The organism is Providencia sp. PROV261 (assembly GCF_028477945.1).
GTDB lineage: Bacteria > Pseudomonadota > Gammaproteobacteria > Enterobacterales > Enterobacteriaceae > Providencia > Providencia stuartii.
Genome location: NZ_JAMPMC010000020.1, coordinates 57,041 through 74,015, shown reverse-complemented (window position 1 = coordinate 74,015; position 16,975 = coordinate 57,041). Strand labels below are relative to the sequence as shown.

General features: G+C 42.4%; 11 protein-coding genes and 1 other RNA gene. 6 read left to right on the top strand and 6 right to left on the bottom strand.

The features are described from left to right. The first annotated feature begins 1 nt into the window (after window position 1). Window positions 2-742 carry a 2-dehydro-3-deoxy-phosphogluconate aldolase gene (dagF, locus tag PR675_RS12880; protein WP_004925371.1) on the top strand — a complete coding sequence of 247 codons (741 nt, stop codon included), beginning with the start codon at window positions 2-4 and terminating at the stop codon, window positions 740-742. Window positions 743-1,374: 632 nt separating this feature from the next. Here the strand turns inward: dagF and PR675_RS12875 are convergent. From PR675_RS12875 to rsmI, 3 genes are all read right to left on the bottom strand, one after another. Next, on the bottom strand, window positions 1,375-2,547 hold the full coding sequence (locus PR675_RS12875) for a tetratricopeptide repeat protein (RefSeq protein WP_060561390.1): 1,173 nt from the start codon (window positions 2,545-2,547) through the stop codon (window positions 1,375-1,377). Between the two features lie 229 nt (window positions 2,548-2,776). Next, an RNA gene (rnpB, locus tag PR675_RS12870) (RNase P RNA component class A) lies at window positions 2,777-3,149 on the bottom strand. 49 nt (window positions 3,150-3,198) lie between these two features. Next, window positions 3,199-4,074, bottom strand: a complete 876-nt coding sequence (gene rsmI / locus PR675_RS12865) for a 16S rRNA (cytidine(1402)-2'-O)-methyltransferase (RefSeq protein WP_036943087.1) — start codon at window positions 4,072-4,074, stop codon at window positions 3,199-3,201. Between the two features lie 60 nt (window positions 4,075-4,134). On the opposite strand from rsmI, the gene PR675_RS12860 reads away from it, so the two are divergent. The 4 genes from PR675_RS12860 to dolP are packed head-to-tail and all read left to right on the top strand — an operon-like array spanning window position 4,135 to window position 7,518. Next, window positions 4,135-5,889 carry a penicillin-binding protein activator gene (locus tag PR675_RS12860; RefSeq protein WP_036943084.1) on the top strand — a complete coding sequence of 585 codons (1,755 nt, stop codon included), beginning with the start codon at window positions 4,135-4,137 and terminating at the stop codon, window positions 5,887-5,889. A gap of 49 nt (window positions 5,890-5,938) precedes the next feature. Beyond that, entirely contained in the window at window positions 5,939-6,322 is a 384-nt protein-coding gene (locus PR675_RS12855) for a YraN family protein (protein ID WP_004925388.1), read from the top strand. 20 nt (window positions 6,323-6,342) lie between these two features. After that, window positions 6,343-6,933 (top strand): DnaA initiator-associating protein DiaA, encoded by a 591-nt coding sequence (diaA, locus tag PR675_RS12850; RefSeq protein WP_036943080.1) that lies wholly within the window; start codon window positions 6,343-6,345, stop codon window positions 6,931-6,933. 9 nt (window positions 6,934-6,942) lie between these two features. Then, on the top strand, window positions 6,943-7,518 hold the full coding sequence (gene dolP / locus PR675_RS12845) for a division/outer membrane stress-associated lipid-binding lipoprotein (protein WP_004925393.1): 576 nt from the start codon (window positions 6,943-6,945) through the stop codon (window positions 7,516-7,518). Window positions 7,519-7,578: 60 nt separating this feature from the next. On the opposite strand, the gene mtgA is transcribed toward dolP, so the two are convergent. From mtgA to arcB, 3 genes are all read right to left on the bottom strand, one after another. After that, window positions 7,579-8,304 (bottom strand): monofunctional biosynthetic peptidoglycan transglycosylase, encoded by a 726-nt coding sequence (gene mtgA / locus PR675_RS12840; protein WP_014657584.1) that lies wholly within the window; start codon window positions 8,302-8,304, stop codon window positions 7,579-7,581. A gap of 8 nt (window positions 8,305-8,312) precedes the next feature. Beyond that, the gene (elbB, locus tag PR675_RS12835) at window positions 8,313-8,963 is read right to left on the bottom strand and encodes an isoprenoid biosynthesis glyoxalase ElbB (protein ID WP_014657583.1); all 651 of its coding nucleotides are present in this window, start codon (window positions 8,961-8,963) and stop codon (window positions 8,313-8,315) included. Window positions 8,964-9,196: 233 nt separating this feature from the next. Next, window positions 9,197-11,542 (bottom strand): aerobic respiration two-component sensor histidine kinase ArcB, encoded by a 2,346-nt coding sequence (gene arcB / locus PR675_RS12830; protein WP_014657582.1) that lies wholly within the window; start codon window positions 11,540-11,542, stop codon window positions 9,197-9,199. Window positions 11,543-12,503: 961 nt separating this feature from the next. Here arcB and gltB point away from each other — a divergent pair. Next, window positions 12,504-16,967, top strand: a complete 4,464-nt coding sequence (gltB, locus tag PR675_RS12825) for a glutamate synthase large subunit (protein ID WP_036943074.1) — start codon at window positions 12,504-12,506, stop codon at window positions 16,965-16,967. Window positions 16,968-16,975 lie beyond the last annotated feature (8 nt).

Below are 16,975 nucleotides of genomic sequence, written 5' to 3'. Positions count from 1 at the left end.
TATGAAATTATCACCAAATTTTTATCAAGATCGGGTATGTTTAAATGTACTCGCAGGCAGCCATCAAAATGCCAAAGATATTTATGAAGCCGCGGAAACCTTTGTGGTCGTTGGCGTGCTCTCTAAAAATTACCCTGATTTAACCAGTGCCATTGCAGATATGCGCATCTATGCAAAAGAAACCAATAATGCGCTTTCTGTTGGTTTAGGGGCCGGTGACCCTAACCAATCCACAATGGTTTCGTTGATTTCAAAAGCGATCCAACCGCAACACGTTAACCAAGTCTTCACAGGCGCTCCAATTAGCCGCGCCCTGCTTGGGCAGGATGAAACCTTTGTCAATGCGCTGGTTTCACCAAGTGGAACAAAAGGCATGGTGAAAATATCAACGGGGCCATTAAGCTCCCAAGCACCTGATGGTATCGTGCCGGTAGAAACGGCGATTATGATGCTTAAAGACATGGGAGCTAGTTCAATCAAATTCTTTAATATGAAAGGGTTAACTTATATTGAAGAGTATAAAGTCGTTGCACAAGCCTGTGCCAAATTTGACTTTTCCCTTGAACCTACAGGGGGGATTGATTTGGAAAACTTTTCCCAAATTTTACAGATTGCATTAGATGCTGGTGTGAAAAAAATCATCCCTCATATCTATAGTTCAATCATTGATAAAGAGAGTGGAAATACACGTCCAGAAGATGTACGCCAACTGCTCACAATGGTTAAACAAGCACTAAAATAGCGTTAATCACTTTGCCTCAAAGAGTAGAGGGGGATATTTTCCCCTCTACAATAAACATCTATTATTTTGTCTATCATAAAGAATAAAATTCATATCCATAGCTCCCCCTATTAATCGCCCATAACTATGTTGACTGGTATATCGCTTTTCCACCGGAACCAAAATCAGACCGATAATTTTTTATCTCATTCATTTCTCTTGTAAACCCATATTACCAACGGGGAAACTGAAAAATATTTTTCTAATAAAGTAATGAATATCCTTATTCGCAAAAAACTCTATTAATTTTTTACTGCAACAGGCTATATCTAAATTAAAGTTTTTTCATCGCGATAGTTGCGTATTTTTCTTTCTGTATCATTAATAATGACTGGCTCACCTATTTATTACTTCTTAAACAAACGACACTTTTAAATTCCATCTAACTGACTTAATCTCCATTCATGACTAAATATACTATTTTCTACTCATCACTTTTCCAGCATTACTTTATCTTTAATAGTGATAACGTTTTTATTATTTTTAAAGCGCTCAACTTACACATTATAAAAAGGCAAAAAAAGAAATACACAAAGCAAAAATATAGCTTATTTGACGGACAATACGCTATTATATATGAGCTATTTAATTAGCTATTCATATGCAATTTTTTTCACTGGGTATTTGCGCTTAAGCTCTTTCGATAATATCGTTGCTTTTCTTAGTTCATCAATGGTCATCTGTTTTTCCATGTTATTTAACGTATCCTCATCGTATTTAACGGAATAAGCAGCTATCGAATACCATGCGTAACCTGTAACTTTATCTCCCATGTTAAAAGTTTGTCGCCCCAAATCTGTTTGAGCGCGCTCATTTCCTTGTTCCGCCGAGGCTTTCAATAGTAATAATGCTTTTTGCGGATCTTTTTTAAGATAGCTCCCTGTTAGATAATGTTCAGCAAGATGTTTTTGTGCAACGGGGTCATTTTGAGCGGCTGATTTGTTTAAATATTCAATGCTGAGGCGTTTCATATTGACCTTATTTTTAACATTAGCCATCCAATAATCGTTTTCACTGGTGATATATTGCGCAATAGCATCCCCATGATCTGCCGCCTTTTTATGCCATTCAAATGCCATATCTCTATCACGCTGAATATGAACGGTATCCTTTTCATACATGTTACCTAGCTGATACTGCGCCTCAGCATTCCCAGTATCTGCCAGTTTATTGGTTTTAATAAACAGCTTAGAGGGTTCTCTTAATTTTTGCCCTTCCATTAATGGCTTATAATTAGGCGATAATAACGGAACGATAACATTGACTTCTTCGTCAGGCTTTAGCCAATGACGATTCACATTAGAAGGATAATTATTGAATATGGGGGCAGATGTACTTGATACACTTTGATAATGCTTATCACTATTATTTTTTAATTTAATTAGAAATAAATAGTTATGAGCAATTTCATTGAGCTTCATCATCCATTCATCATTGACGTCTAATCCAAATTCATCGTTACCATTTGCATGAAGTGATAATGTCTTTGGTGATGAACTTCCCCCTAAATCAATCGACGTTTCAAGCACAAGGAAATCTCGCCCATCAATCATTGAACAGTCAATAAATTTAGTATTTTCTAATTCTGTGACTTGTTCTTTTAATAAATTAACATTATCGCAACTTTCAATTATTGAAAAAAGATTAATTTTTTGTGTTGTCGCTTTTTCATTTATTATTGATTCTATATCAATTGGCTTATAATCAAGTAAATAAGCATTCGCGTCTATCACTATAAGACTTAGAAATAAAGCGAGATATTTCATTGTATAAACTCTCTTTTAGAATGGGATATTTCTCTTATCGGACTTCATTATATGGTATTACCAATATTATTCGAATACGATAATTTACTATAAAAATTTGGTATGCATGACACCCTATAAAAACGTACCAATGAAAAAAGATGCAGCCTTTAGGCCCCCAAAAGATAGGCACTATCGCATATGAGTATAAAAAATGCCCCACCGTACTCATGCACGTTGGGGCGTTTATTTGAGGAGTCGGCCGATAAGCCGGGTTCTGTCGTGGACAACCATTCATCTAGGCCAGCACTTGCGCACTGGCTCCAGCAACCTACCCGAGTTCAATGCGGGCCGCATCATATGAACCCCTATTTGGTCTTGCTCCGGGTGGAGTTTACCGTGCCACGGACTGTTACCAGCCGCGCGGTGCGCTCTTACCGCACCCTTTCACCCTTACCTGAGCCTGTAAACAGGCCATCGGCGGTTTGCTCTCTGTTGCACTAGTCGTAGGCTTGCGCCTCCCAGACGTTATCTGGCACCCTGCCCTGTGGAGCCCGGACTTTCCTCCCCTCTACCCGTCTCCCAAAGGACAACGATAAAGCAGCGGTTGTCTAGCCAACTCCGAGGCGGATTATAGGCACTTTATCTATTCATGTATAGGGGTTTGTACCGTTATTCCTCGTCACTTGATTGTTCAAGCATCAATTTATATAAGCGGTTCTTTTTCACCCCGTATATTTCGGCGGTAATCGCAGCCGCTTTTTTCGGTGGCAACTCTTGCTGTAATAAGTTTAAGGTACGGATCACTTCCGGTGAAATATCATCCTCATCTAGATTCGCTTTATAGCCTTCAACAACCAGCACCATTTCGCCTCGATGACGGTTTTCATCTTCTTTAACCCACGCTAATAATTCACCGACAGGACGCCCTTCGATTGACTCCCAAGTCTTGGTTATTTCACGAGCAAGTACAACATGCCGTTCTGGCCCCCACACTTCAACCATGTCTGCTAAACTATCGAGTAAGCGATGTGTTGACTCATAAAAAATTAATGTGCGAGTTTCTCGTTCAAGTGCTTTAAGGGCGTCTTTACGACCTTTACTTTTTGCGGGTAAAAAACCTTCATAGCAAAAACGGTCAGAAGGTAACCCCGCAGCACTGAGGGCAGTGATAGCGGCGCATGCTCCCGGTAATGGAACAACGCGGATCCCGGCTTCACGGCAGCGAGTGACTAAATGATAACCAGGATCGTTAATTAAAGGTGTACCTGCATCGGAAACTAATGCGATACTATCACCCTGTTGAAGTCTGCTAATTAATTGATCTGCCTTCTGCTGTTCATTATGATCATGTAAGGCAAACATGCGTGCATTAATGGCAAAATTCTGCAACAGCATTCCTGAATGCCGTGTGTCTTCTGCAGCGACAAGGTCAACATGTTTAAGAACATCCAGCGCACGTTGCGTGATATCGCCCATATTACCGATAGGGGTAGGCACAATATACAGCGTGGATGCCATAACCACTGCTTGATTAGGTTGATTCATTGTTTCATCCGAATAGCCGGTTTAAAATTAAGCAACTGAAAATACACCACTGGATACAGTATGCGTCCTTCAATTTTTTTGCATGTAAAAAAAGGGTTAATCTGCACGGCAATGCTATCTGCTTTAGTGTTGTCAGGCTGTCAACTCACAGGGGATAACAGAGCACCGATCACCCCAACGACACCTGAGCAAATCAGCTCTGAAGTCAGTCGTTATCAGTCTATCATTGATTCTGCACAAGGTAAGCCTTCCGTTGAGGCTTTACGTGCCTATATCAGCCAAGAGCCATTGCTAACAGAACAAGCTGCTCATCAGGCAAATATCGATGGTACGTGGCAAATGTTAACACAAATGACACCTAATCAGGTGGAGGGAATTGGAGTCGAAGAAAATACCCTCGCTGGATGGGTTGATTTGTTGGATATCTACCTCAATAACCGTGACGATATTGATGCACTACGTGCCGGTATTAATGACTGGAAAATCCGTTATGCGGATCACCCAGCGGTAAAAACCCCACCAAATCAACTTACTCAGTCATTGCAACCACCAGTTGGAACCTCACCAAAAATTGCGCTTTTCCTTCCTATGAGCGGTCAAGGGAAAGTCTTTGGTGAAGCTATTATGCGGGGCTTTATGGATGCACAAAAAGGCTTACCACAAGCCCCTGTAGCAACCAGCAATAGTGCACCAGTAGCAACACCTGAGGCAAATAGCGGTAACGATGTATTAGAGCAAATCTATGCGGAAGTTGCAGCGACCACAGGTAATAGTAGCCCAAGCAGTGAGTCTGAAGTGGTCAATCCTTCGTTGAACATTGCGCCCGCGCCAACCAATACCCAAAGTGTCAAAGTCTTTGATACGAATGGGAAGTCACTGCCTCAGTTACTGCAACAAGCACAAAGTGAAGGCTTCACGTTAGTGGTTGGTCCACTATTGAAACCTGAAGTACAAGCGATTGCGCAAGCAGGATCGCCATTAAGTGTACTGGCACTGAATGAATTAGATGCCGATAAGCTACAGCCACGCCCAAATCTTTGCTATTTTTCCTTGTCGCCAGAAGATGAGGCCAAAAATGCTGCTGCACATATGATGGCCGATGGGAAACGTGCTCCATTGCTTCTCGTTCCTTCAAATGCCTTTGGTGAGCGTATTGCTAAAGCATTCGCTGAAGAGTGGCAATCAAAAGGTGGCGCAACCGTACTCAAACAGTCCTTTGGATCTACTGCATCGCTCAAAGAGTCGATAAACCGCGGTGCGGGTATTCGCATGACAGGTATACCTGTTATTGTTAATCAGCAAGTGGCCGCAAAATCAATCGATGGACAAAATTATCCTGAGCTTACTCAGCCTGAGCCGCAAGTAAGTTCAGCGAGTGCCGTTGATGCGGTCTATATTGTGGCGACTCGTGATGAATTAACTTTAATCAAACCAATGATTGAAATGGCGATTAGTAGCCGCCAACGCCCTGCGCTCTATGCTAGCTCACGCAGTAACCAAGCAGGTAATGGCGCTGATTTCCGTTTCGAAATGGAAGGGGTTAAATTCAGTGATATTCCATTGTTAGCGGGTGCAAATAATAATTTGCGCAAACAAGCTCAACAAAAGCTCAACAATGACTATTCCCTATTACGTCTTTATGCGTTAGGGGTCGATGCTTGGGCACTCGCGAATAACTATGATCAATTACAACACAATGCTCAATTCCGCTTACAAGGTGCATCTGGTGCCTTAAGTGTCGATAAAAACTGTGTTGTATACCGCGATCTTCCTTGGTTGCAATTCAATCAAGGGCAAATCAAATTGGCAAAATAAATTTTGTCGCGCAATTAGGATAATTGCCAAACTTTAAGACAAGGACGTCATGCAACCTCTCAAAAAAACATTAAAATGGTTAACTGGCCGGTACTATGAAAATCGGGTACTGGCTTTCCTGCAACAACAGGGGTTAACATTTATTGAACGAAATGCCAGAAATCGCCATGGTGAAATTGATCTTATCATGCGTGATAGCACTGGTTGGGTATTTGTTGAAGTACGTTTTCGCCAAGATAAGCAATATGGTGGAGCACTGTTATCAATTGATCGGTGCAAACGCAGAAAACTGATTGCCACCGCTAAATATTGGCTTGCCGAAAAACAAGAAAGCTTCGAAACTACCGCATGTCGTTTTGATATCTGTGCGATTACTGGTCGTCAGTTTGAATGGATACAGAATGCCTTTAACGATAGTGAACATGTTGGTTAATTTCACAGGAAAATAAGCAAGTGCTGGATAGAATTAAAGTCTGTTTTACAGAAAGTATTCAAACTCAGATAGCAGCGGCAGAAGCATTGCCGGATGCAATATCACGGGCAGCAATGATGATGGTTCAATCACTGCTAAATGGTAATAAAATTTTGTGCTGTGGAAATGGTGCTTCAGCGGCAACAGCACAACGTTTTGCCGCGAGTATGATCCATCGGTTTGAAACTGAGCGTCCGAGTCTTCCCGCACTCGCACTAAATACGGACAATGCCGTTTTAACCGCGATTTCTGGTAGCAAACAACCAGCTGAAATATATGCTAAACAGGTGAGAGCACTGGGTCAGCATGGTGATGTTTTAATGGCTATCTCAACACATGGAAATAGTAGCGATATTATCAAAGCGGTTGAAGCTGCTGTGACGCGAGATATGACGATTGTAGCACTGACGGGTTATGATGGTGGCGAGCTAGCTGGCCTCTTAGGCCCTCAAGATGTGGAAATACGCATTCCATCACAACGTAGTGTCAGGATCCAAGAGGTCCACCTTCTTACCGTGAATTGTCTTTGTGATCTCATCGATAATACACTTTTCCCCCATCAGGATGATTAAGGAGCAAAAATGCGATTACTCCCAATAGTAGCCATTGTTGTCAGCATGACAATGCTACAAGGCTGTATTGGCGCTGCCGTTGTTGGTTCAGCGGCGGTTGCCACCAAAAGTGCGACAGATCCTCGTACGGTCGGTCAGCAAGTTGATGATGGCACGTTAGAAGCTCGTGTCAGTGGTCAACTCAACAAAGATAAAGACATTACAGGCAAAGCGCGCATTATTGCGACAGCATATAAGGGAAATGTTCTGCTAACCGGCCAAAGTCCTGATATGTCATGGGCTGAGCGAGCGAAGCAGATAGCAGCAAATGTCGAGGGAACCAATGCGGTTTATAATGAGGTCCGCCAAGGAGAGCCCGTTACTTTAGGAACAGCGTCAAAAGATACTTGGCTCACAACCAAAATCAAATCCAAAATTCTCACTAGCGATGCGGTGAAGTCCTCCAGTGTGAAAGTGATTACTGAAAATGGTGAAGTATTCTTGCTAGGTGTTTTAACTAAGCAAGAAGGTGATGCTGCTGCAAAAATTGCCAGTGAAACAGATGGTGTCCGTCGTGTCACGACCGCTTTTACCTATCTCAATTAATCATAAACAATAATATATTGTTATAAAAACAAAAGTCATGAGTAAAAATTCATGACTTTTTTATTTGGTCGGACCAATAGCGTTGCTTTTCAGATAATTCCTACCTCCAAGAAGGTACATCTGATTCAAGATCCAAGCCTGCCGCTTTAACACATAAGAAGAAGGTGATTCTACCTTAAATCGATGAGGATTTGGTAGAACTGCTGCTAATAGTGCAGCTTCCTCCATAGTTAATTGATTTGCTGACTTTTTAAAGAATTTTTTTGATGCCTCTTCAACCCCAAAAACCCCATCACCAAACTCAACTATGTTTAAATAAACAGTAAGGATTCGTGTTTTAGACCACATAACTTCCATAATAGGAGTCATCGTTGCTTCAAGCCCTTTTCTTATCCAACTTCTCCCATTCCATAACCAAAGGTTTTTTACTGTTTGTTGAGAGATAGTTGACGCGCCTTGAATCGTCTTTTTTTTACTCATATTATGCTTATAAGCCCTCTCTATCGCTTCGAGATCAAAACCCCAGTGATGAGGAAAATTTTGATCTTCGGCGGCTATTACCGCCAAATACAGATAGGGAGAAATGTGATTTTCATCAACCCACTCAGAATGAGAAACATAAGAAAAGTTTAAGTTTATCCATGCGGATATTTGCTTTTCTATCATGACGGCAGAAAATGGCACTGGTAAGAACTTAAATGCAATCACAGTCAAAAACCAAAAAGCGGCTAATGAAAGAAAAACTTTCCTTAACCAGCGCCATAATAGAGAAATTTTCACTCTCATTTAGTTGATCATGCCATTTCTAATACTTTCTCAACGAGCTTATTAATACCGATTTCAGCCTCTGAGATCGATTGAGCCAGCATATAAGCAGGTGTTGTAACGACTTTGTTAGCATGATCGACCACAATATTATCGACAGTACAGGTAATGTGCTTACCTCCCATCTTTTCAATGTGGGCAATCGTTTCCTTATCGTTACCAATTGTTAATTCAACTGATGTATTTAAAAGCTTAGGAAGCATAACGGGCGCAATACATATTAGGCCTAATGGCTTTTTCTGTTGGTGCATTTGTTGGACTAAACTTAATAGTTCTTTATTAATTTCACAGTCACTTCCTTTAACCGCGAAATCACATAAATTCTTTGCTGCACCAAAACCACCAGGAATTATGAGGGCATCTAGCTTATTTGCATCCGCAGAGGATAAAGGCGCTATTTTCCCACGAGAAATTCTTGCAGCCTCCTCCATTTGATTGCGTTTTTCTGTTTTTACTTCACCAGTAATATGATTTATAACAGTAGGTTGATCTTCATCTGGTGCAAAAAAGTGGACTTCGACATTTTTTTTACTTAAAGCTAGCATAGTTAATACTGACTCATGGATCTCGCTTCCATCAAAAACACCACATCCACTTAAAATAACCGCAATTGATTTCATATCTCGCTCCATTTGTAGTAAATTATCACTGAACCGCAAAAAGGGAATAAACATCAATCTTCATCACAGATTTTAATGAATCTTGTAACAAATTCGCTAATATTTGGTATCTTGGTATTATTCTCTTAAGCAGTAAACAGATTCTAAAGGTCTGCCCAAAAAGAAAACCATAGGTAGATCAACGATTTCCCTGGTGTTGGCGCAGTATTCGCGCACCCCAACTTCGGTTGGGGTTATTTTTTTGCACGCCCGTCAACGTAGTTTCTCAAAGTTTCTATATCCGACTTCCAATCCTGTTTTAACTCATCCACCCACTCTTGTACATTATCCCACCAAGCAGGTAGTTCAGGTGATTGAATTTGTTGTGCAATTTTTTGCAAATTTTTCAATCCTACAGAGCCTGCGGCCCCTTTAATTTTATGCGCTTCTTCGACGATACCTTTCTGATCTTTTGCCACCATATTGGAATCTAAAATCGCTAAATAGCTTGGTAGCATTTTTTCAAAGACTTCGAGGCCGTCATAAATAACTTGCGGGCCAACCAACTCCATATACTGTTCCAGCATCTCACAATCTAGCACGGACTCATCAGTATCGCCGCAAACGCTTTGTATGCCCTTCTGAGGCGTTTCATTCGCATGCTCACCCCAGAACTGCTCAATGACCTGTTTAAGGGCTGAGACGGCCAATGGCTTGCTTAATACGCCATCCATGCCTGCATCGAAATACTCTTTCTTATCTTTCAAAACATTCGCCGTCAGTGCGATTAATGGAGGGAGATCCTCTTTCTGGTAGCGTTGATTCAATTCACGAGCAATATCAATTCCCGTCATATCTGGCAGTTGAATATCTAGTAGCACTAAATCGTATTCACCAGGAGCGAACATCGTTAATGCCTCTTTACCGTTCATGGCAACATCAACGGTATTTCCTAATTTCTCCAGCACAGAGCAGGCTACGACGACATTTAGCTCAATATCTTCCACAAGCAAGATATGTAAAGCAGGTAGTGGATACTCATCGTCATTGACTTGTGAATCAATCACTTCTTCTTCAATAACAGGTGCTACAATGGATAGCGTAAAAATTGAGCCTTGCCCAATTTCACTTTCAACTTGAATATCCCCGCCCATATTTTGTGCGAGGCGGCGTGATACCGACAGCCCGATCCCTGTGCCTGTTGCGGGTTTGCCACCCGCACTGTCTGTTACTTGGTAATACATCGCAAAAATTTTATCTAGCTCATCTTTCGGAATACCAATACCGCTATCTTGAACACGGAAGAATAGCTTATCTTCCCCTTCTCGCCAGATACTCAATTTAACTTCACCTTGCTGAGTGAACTTGACGGCGTTTCCAATGAGATTCCAGAGAATTTGACGAAGTCGGGTGCCATCTGTCAGCACTTTTTCAGGCAGTCCAGCCGCCACATCCATGACAAACTTCAACCCTTTCGGTTGAACTAAAAGACCACTGAGATTTTCTAAGTCATTGACAAATTGAGGTAAAGCAACAGGTTGATTATCTAATTGAACTTTACGACGTTCTATCTTATCCATTTCGATCACGTCATTGAAAATGTTCCCTAATGTGACCGCACTAACATGGATGGTTTTCAGATAATTCATTTGTTCCGCCGTTAGGTCGGTGTCTAACAAAATACGGCTTAGCCCGACAATACCATTGAGCGGCGTGCGAAGTTCGTGGCTAATTGTTGAAATAAATGTCGTTTTATCGCGGCTTGCGTTCTCCAATGCCTCTTGATAGCGCTTACGCTCTGTAATATCACGCCCAAAGCCCATTAGACCATGTCGCTTACCAACCCGATCATAAAACGGCACTTTACGTAGCTCAAAACACGCTTTTCGCCCATCCGGATAAACGAGCCACTGTTCATAGGTGAGAGAAACATTGTGGCGGAATACCTTTTCGTCGGTTTCCATCACTTTAGAGGCGATTTCAACATCATAAATATCTAACGGGGTTAACCCAACAAGGTGTTTTTCACTCTTGCCTGTCAACAGCTCCATTGCCCGGTTACACCCTGAAAACTCATTGTTTTCATTACGGTAATAGACCAAATCTGGCGATGCATCAAGAAACGAACGCAATAATGTGGACTGCTGCTCAAGCTCAATTTGTGTTTGCTCGCGGTGTTTCATTTCTTGTTTTAATTGCTCAAGCAATTCAAGATGCGCGCTTTCCGCTTTTTCCCGCTCAATAATTTCCTGATTAAGCTGCTCTATGTTGCCTTGCAATTGCGTATTAAGTTCAGCATCGCGCTTACGCATCACTTCCAGCTTATCGACCATGCGAGAAAGGCGCTGCCGAGACTCTTCAAGTTGTTCAACCACCACCGATAAAAAATAGACAGCTAATGGTGTAATAATTAAACCAAAGAAAATAGAGCCAACCAAATCAAGGCTATCAACTTGACCACGCAATACAATTGTCACCGCCATTTGCATTATCATTGCGAGAACAACCAATGCAGATGCGAGTAAGAGCGAAAACCGGACGAGTCCGAGCTTCATCATTAAATCGACATAATATTGCGCAAGACCGCGAAGTACTTTCATAACCACCCCTTAATATGATACTCATTGAATCATATATCAAATAAGGCAAATCCGAGTCATTGTTGATAAGAAATGTCGATCCTGCTCATCAATAAAAGGGATTTTTTGTTACTCATACGATTACCACCCCTCTTTATTCACGGTCTTTATGCTCGATACCTTATTATTCAAAAATAAAATAATACGCGATATTCTTTAATTGAAGCACGTTCCTTATCTAAAATACACTTTATTTTTCAAAAATATAAGCATTTATAATAACAAACAACTACATTATTAATTTTATAAAACAACAAAAAACAGAATAAAAAACCAGCCTAACTCTTAAACTAAAAACATTTAATTATTTAATAAGTAAAACTCGATAGAGTTAGCGCAAAAAAAATCAATTTATTGGTGATGTATATCACAGTATTTACAAAAACAAGACGTGCATCACAAAAGCATTTTTGATAAGTTTTTCTTTCTTTATCAAATAAATAACATTATTTTATCTTGCAAATAATGCTTATTACGCACTATTTGACCTAGAAAAAGAATCTCGCTAAGTTAAAACCTGACCGTGTACCGCCCTCTCTGCTGATGACGTATACATAACAATTACTCCCATACACTGTTTATTTTTTATTAAGAATAGAAACAGCGACTCATTGGCGCTGTTGTTTGGTGTGCTCAAAAGATAACCAGCAAAAAAGATGAGTAAATGAATGAATTAACCCAAAGCAATAAGCCAGAGCAATAAATAGAAGAAACCAAGATAACCCATTGAATTTATTTACAGTGAAGAGCAAAGAAGTACGCCAATACAGTTGTAGTTAAAACCTCTACGGTAGCTATTTCCTAGATATTTCGCGCTACAACTAGGCATAAAGAACCGGTTCCCTGAAAGTAGAGCAACACTCTCTATTCAGCGGAAAAAACATAGCAATAACGTTGTAGTACGAAAGACGACGGAGAATCTATGCTGTACGATAAAAGATTAGAGAAAGACAACTGTGGCTTTGGCCTGATTGCCCATATCGAAGGTGAACCTAGCCATAAAATCGTCAGAACCGCTATCCATGCACTCGCCAGAATGCAGCATCGCGGTGCAATCCTCGCTGATGGAAAAACAGGCGATGGTTGCGGCTTATTGTTACAGAAACCTGACCGCTTTTTCCATTTAGTGGCACAAGAGCAAGGGTGGCGTTTAGCGCGTAACTATGCCGTTGGGATGATCTTTCTAAGTCAAGATGAAACCATTGCAGCAGATTGCCGACGTATTATTGAAGAAGAGATCTTAGATGAAACCTTAGCGATTGTTGGGTGGCGTGAAGTTCCTATTAACCGTGAAATTCTTGGCAGCATTGCACTTTCTAGCCTCCCGAAAATTGAGCAGCTATTTATCAATGCCCCTGCCGGCTGGCGACCACGAGACCTTGAAAGACGCTTATTCGTTGCCCGTCGTCGTATCGAAAAACGTATTCATGACGATGATTTTTATATCTGTAGCCTATCTAACCTTGTCACCATTTATAAAGGGTTATGTATGGCAACGGATCTGCCCCGTTTTTACCCTGATCTCGCCGACTTACGAATGGAATCTGCTATCTGCCTTTTCCACCAGCGCTTTTCAACCAATACCGTACCACGTTGGCCACTGGCCCAGCCATTTCGCTATTTAGCGCATAACGGGGAAATTAATACCATTACAGGCAACCGCCAATGGGCGCGGGCGCGCTCATACAAGTTTCGTACCCCCCTGATCCCCGATTTGCAAACAGCGGCACCTTTTGTCAATGAAACCGGATCAGATTCAAGCTCTCTCGACAATATGCTCGAATTATTGCTCAATGGAGGGATGGATCTTATTCGAGCGATCCGTTTACTTGTTCCTCCCGCTTGGCAAAATAACCCCGACATGGATGAAGATCTCAAAGCCTTTTTTGACTTCAACTCCATGCATATGGAGCCTTGGGATGGCCCAGCAGGTTTAGTCATGTCTGATGGCCGTTATGCTGCTTGTAACCTAGATAGAAATGGTCTACGCCCAGCCCGTTATGTGATTACCAAAGATAAGCTCATTACATGCGCTTCTGAAGTTGGCATTTGGGATTACCAACCTGATGAGGTGGTCGAAAAAGGCCGTGTTGGCCCCGGTGAGCTAATGCTAATCGACACCCAAGAGGGGCGTATTTTGCACAGTGCGGAAACAGATAATGACCTAAAGAGTCGTCATCCGTACAAAGAGTGGCTTGAAAAAAACGTTATTCGGTTAACGCCATTTGAAGCCATGGAGCAAGCGCAAGATGCGGTAGGGCAACGCTCCATGGACAACCAAACCCTTGCCTCATATCAAAAGCAATTTGCTTACAGCAGCGAAGAGTTAGAGCAAGTTATCCGAGTCCTTGGTGAAAATGGCCAAGAAGCCACAGGGTCAATGGGGGATGACACCCCATTTGCCGTGCTTTCACAGCGTCCACGCATTCTTTATGATTACTTTCGCCAGTCATTTGCACAAGTCACTAACCCCCCTATCGATCCACTTAGGGAAGCACATGTGATGTCGCTTGCCACCTGTATTGGGCGAGAAATGAATGTGTTTTGTGAAGCGGAAGGGCAAGCGCATCGGCTCAGTTTTAAATCCCCTATTTTGCTCTATTCTGATTTCCAGCAATTATGCCAACAAGATAGTCGCTACTATCAAACAGCCACTGTCGATATTACCTATCCACCTTCTGTTTATTCATTAAAACAAGCGATTGAAAATCTGTGCCAAGAAGCACAGCAAAAAGTGCGTGATGGCGCCGTATTATTAGTGCTTTCTGACCGTAATATTTCACCAGAGCGCTTGCCTATTCCTGCCGCAATGGCCGTAGGTGCCGTCCAGCACTGTTTAGTTGAAAACCATTTACGTTGCGATGCTAACTTAATTGTCGAAACAGCCAGCGCCAGAGACCCACACCACTTTGCGGTGTTATTAGGTTTTGGAGCAACGGCTATCTACCCTTACTTAGCCTATGAATCACTCGCAGCAATGGCGGAAAAACAGCTGTTTGATAAGCCTCTTGGTAACGTTTTGCTGAATTACCGCAATGGTATTAATAAGGGGCTATATAAGATCATGTCGAAAATGGGGATTTCGACAGTGGCCTCATATCGCTGTTCAAAATTGTTTGAAGCCGTTGGCTTACATGAAGAAGTCACCCAACTGTGCTTTGACGGTGTAGTCAGTCGAGTTAGTGGAGCTAACTTTAGTGACTTTGAATTAGACCTATTTAATTTATCCCGTAAAGCATGGCTACCGCGTCTACCTATAGAGCAAGGCGGTTTACTCAAATATATGCACAATGGTGAGTACCATGCCTACAACCCTGATGTGGTAAAAACCTTACAGCAAGCCGTCCACAGTGGTGACTACAACGATTATCTAAAATATGCGCAACTGGTGAATAATCGCCCAGTCACGACGTTCCGTGATTTACTCGCCTTAAAATTTTCAGATAATGGAATTTCGCTGGACGATGTAGAGCCTGAAGAAGCGCTATTTTCACGTTTTGATACCGCTGCAATGTCGATTGGGGCATTAAGCCCAGAAGCACATGAAGCGTTAGCCATCGCAATGAACACGCTCGGTGGTTTTTCCAATTCAGGCGAAGGCGGAGAAGACCCCGCACGCTACGGTACACAAAAGCGTTCACGTATCAAACAAGTCGCCTCTGGGCGTTTCGGCGTCACTCCGGCTTATTTAGTCAATGCTGATGTCATTCAAATCAAGGTGGCTCAAGGCGCGAAACCGGGTGAAGGTGGGCAATTACCGGGAGACAAGGTCACCCCGTATATTGCACGTTTACGTTATTCCGTGCCCGGCGTCACCTTAATTTCACCACCACCACATCACGATATTTATTCAATTGAAGATTTGGCACAGCTTATTTTTGACCTCAAACAAGTCAACCCTCACGCTCTTATTTCCGTCAAGCTGGTGTCTGAGCCGGGTGTTGGCACTATAGCGACGGGGGTTGCAAAGGCATATGCTGATTTGATCACCGTCGCAGGTTATGATGGCGGAACTGGAGCGAGTCCAATTACCTCGGTTAAATACGCTGGGTGCCCATGGGAGCTTGGCCTTGTAGAAACGCAGCAAGCTCTTGTCGCCAATGGGTTACGTCATAAAATTCGGCTACAAACAGATGGCGGCCTAAAAACGGGCCTTGATATCATCAAAGCCGCTATATTAGGCGCCGAAAGCTTTGGTTTCGGCACAGGCCCCATGGTTGCATTAGGTTGCAAATACTTACGCATATGCCATCTCAATAACTGTGCAACCGGTGTTGCAACACAAGATGATTCCCTGAGGCAACATCACTATCATGGGTTACCTGAGCGGGTGATTAATTACTTTCGATTTATTGCAAGGGAAACCCGCGAGCTAATGGCGGCATTGGGTGTGACTAAACTGACTGATTTAATTGGTCGCACAGATTTACTTGAAATTATTGAAGGTACTACGGCAAAACAGAGCAAAATTAACTTGCAAAGCCTATTAGCGACGAGCGTACCACAGGCTGGCACAGCGGTGTTTTGTACTGAAAAGAACCCTTCTTTTGATGAAGGTTTATTAAACCAACGTATTTTACGTGATGCAGAGCCTTATTTAGCCCAAAAACAATCAAAAACCTTTTTCTACGATATCATGAATACCGATCGTTCCGTTGGTGCCGCACTCTCTGGTGAAATTGCTCGTCGTTTTGGTGACCAAGGCTTTGCAGCAACGCCGTTACAACTCTATTTTACAGGAACAGCGGGGCAGAGCTTTGGCGTGTGGAATGCAGGTGGTGTCGAGTTGATTTTAACGGGTGATGCTAATGATTATGTTGGCAAAGGCATGACGGGAGGGATTATCGCGATCCGTCCACCGGTAGGCTCTTCCTTTGCAACACATAAAACCACCATCGCGGGTAACACCTGTTTATATGGCGCCACAGGCGGTAAACTCTATGCAGCGGGTCTAGCTGGTGAACGTTTTGCGGTACGTAATTCAGGTGCAACCGCCGTCATTGAGGGGATTGGTGATAATGGTTGCGAATATATGACAGGTGGGATCGTCTGTGTGCTTGGTAATACAGGGATCAATTTTGGGGCTGGTATGACAGGCGGATTCGCTTATGTTATTGACGAAGAAGATAACTTTTCACGTCGAGTTAACAATGAAATGGTTGAGTTGCTATCCGTCAATGAGTTGCCTATCCACGCAGAGCATTTACGTGGGCTCATCACTGAACATGTCCGCTTAACACATTCATCCCGTGGCGAAGCTATCTTAGCTGATTGGGAGTACTGGGTAAGCCGTTTTGCATTGGTGAAGCCCAAATCCAGTGACATCAATGCGCTCTTAGGCCATCGTAGCCGTTCAGCAGCCGAATTACGCGTCCAAGCACAGTAAGGAGAGAA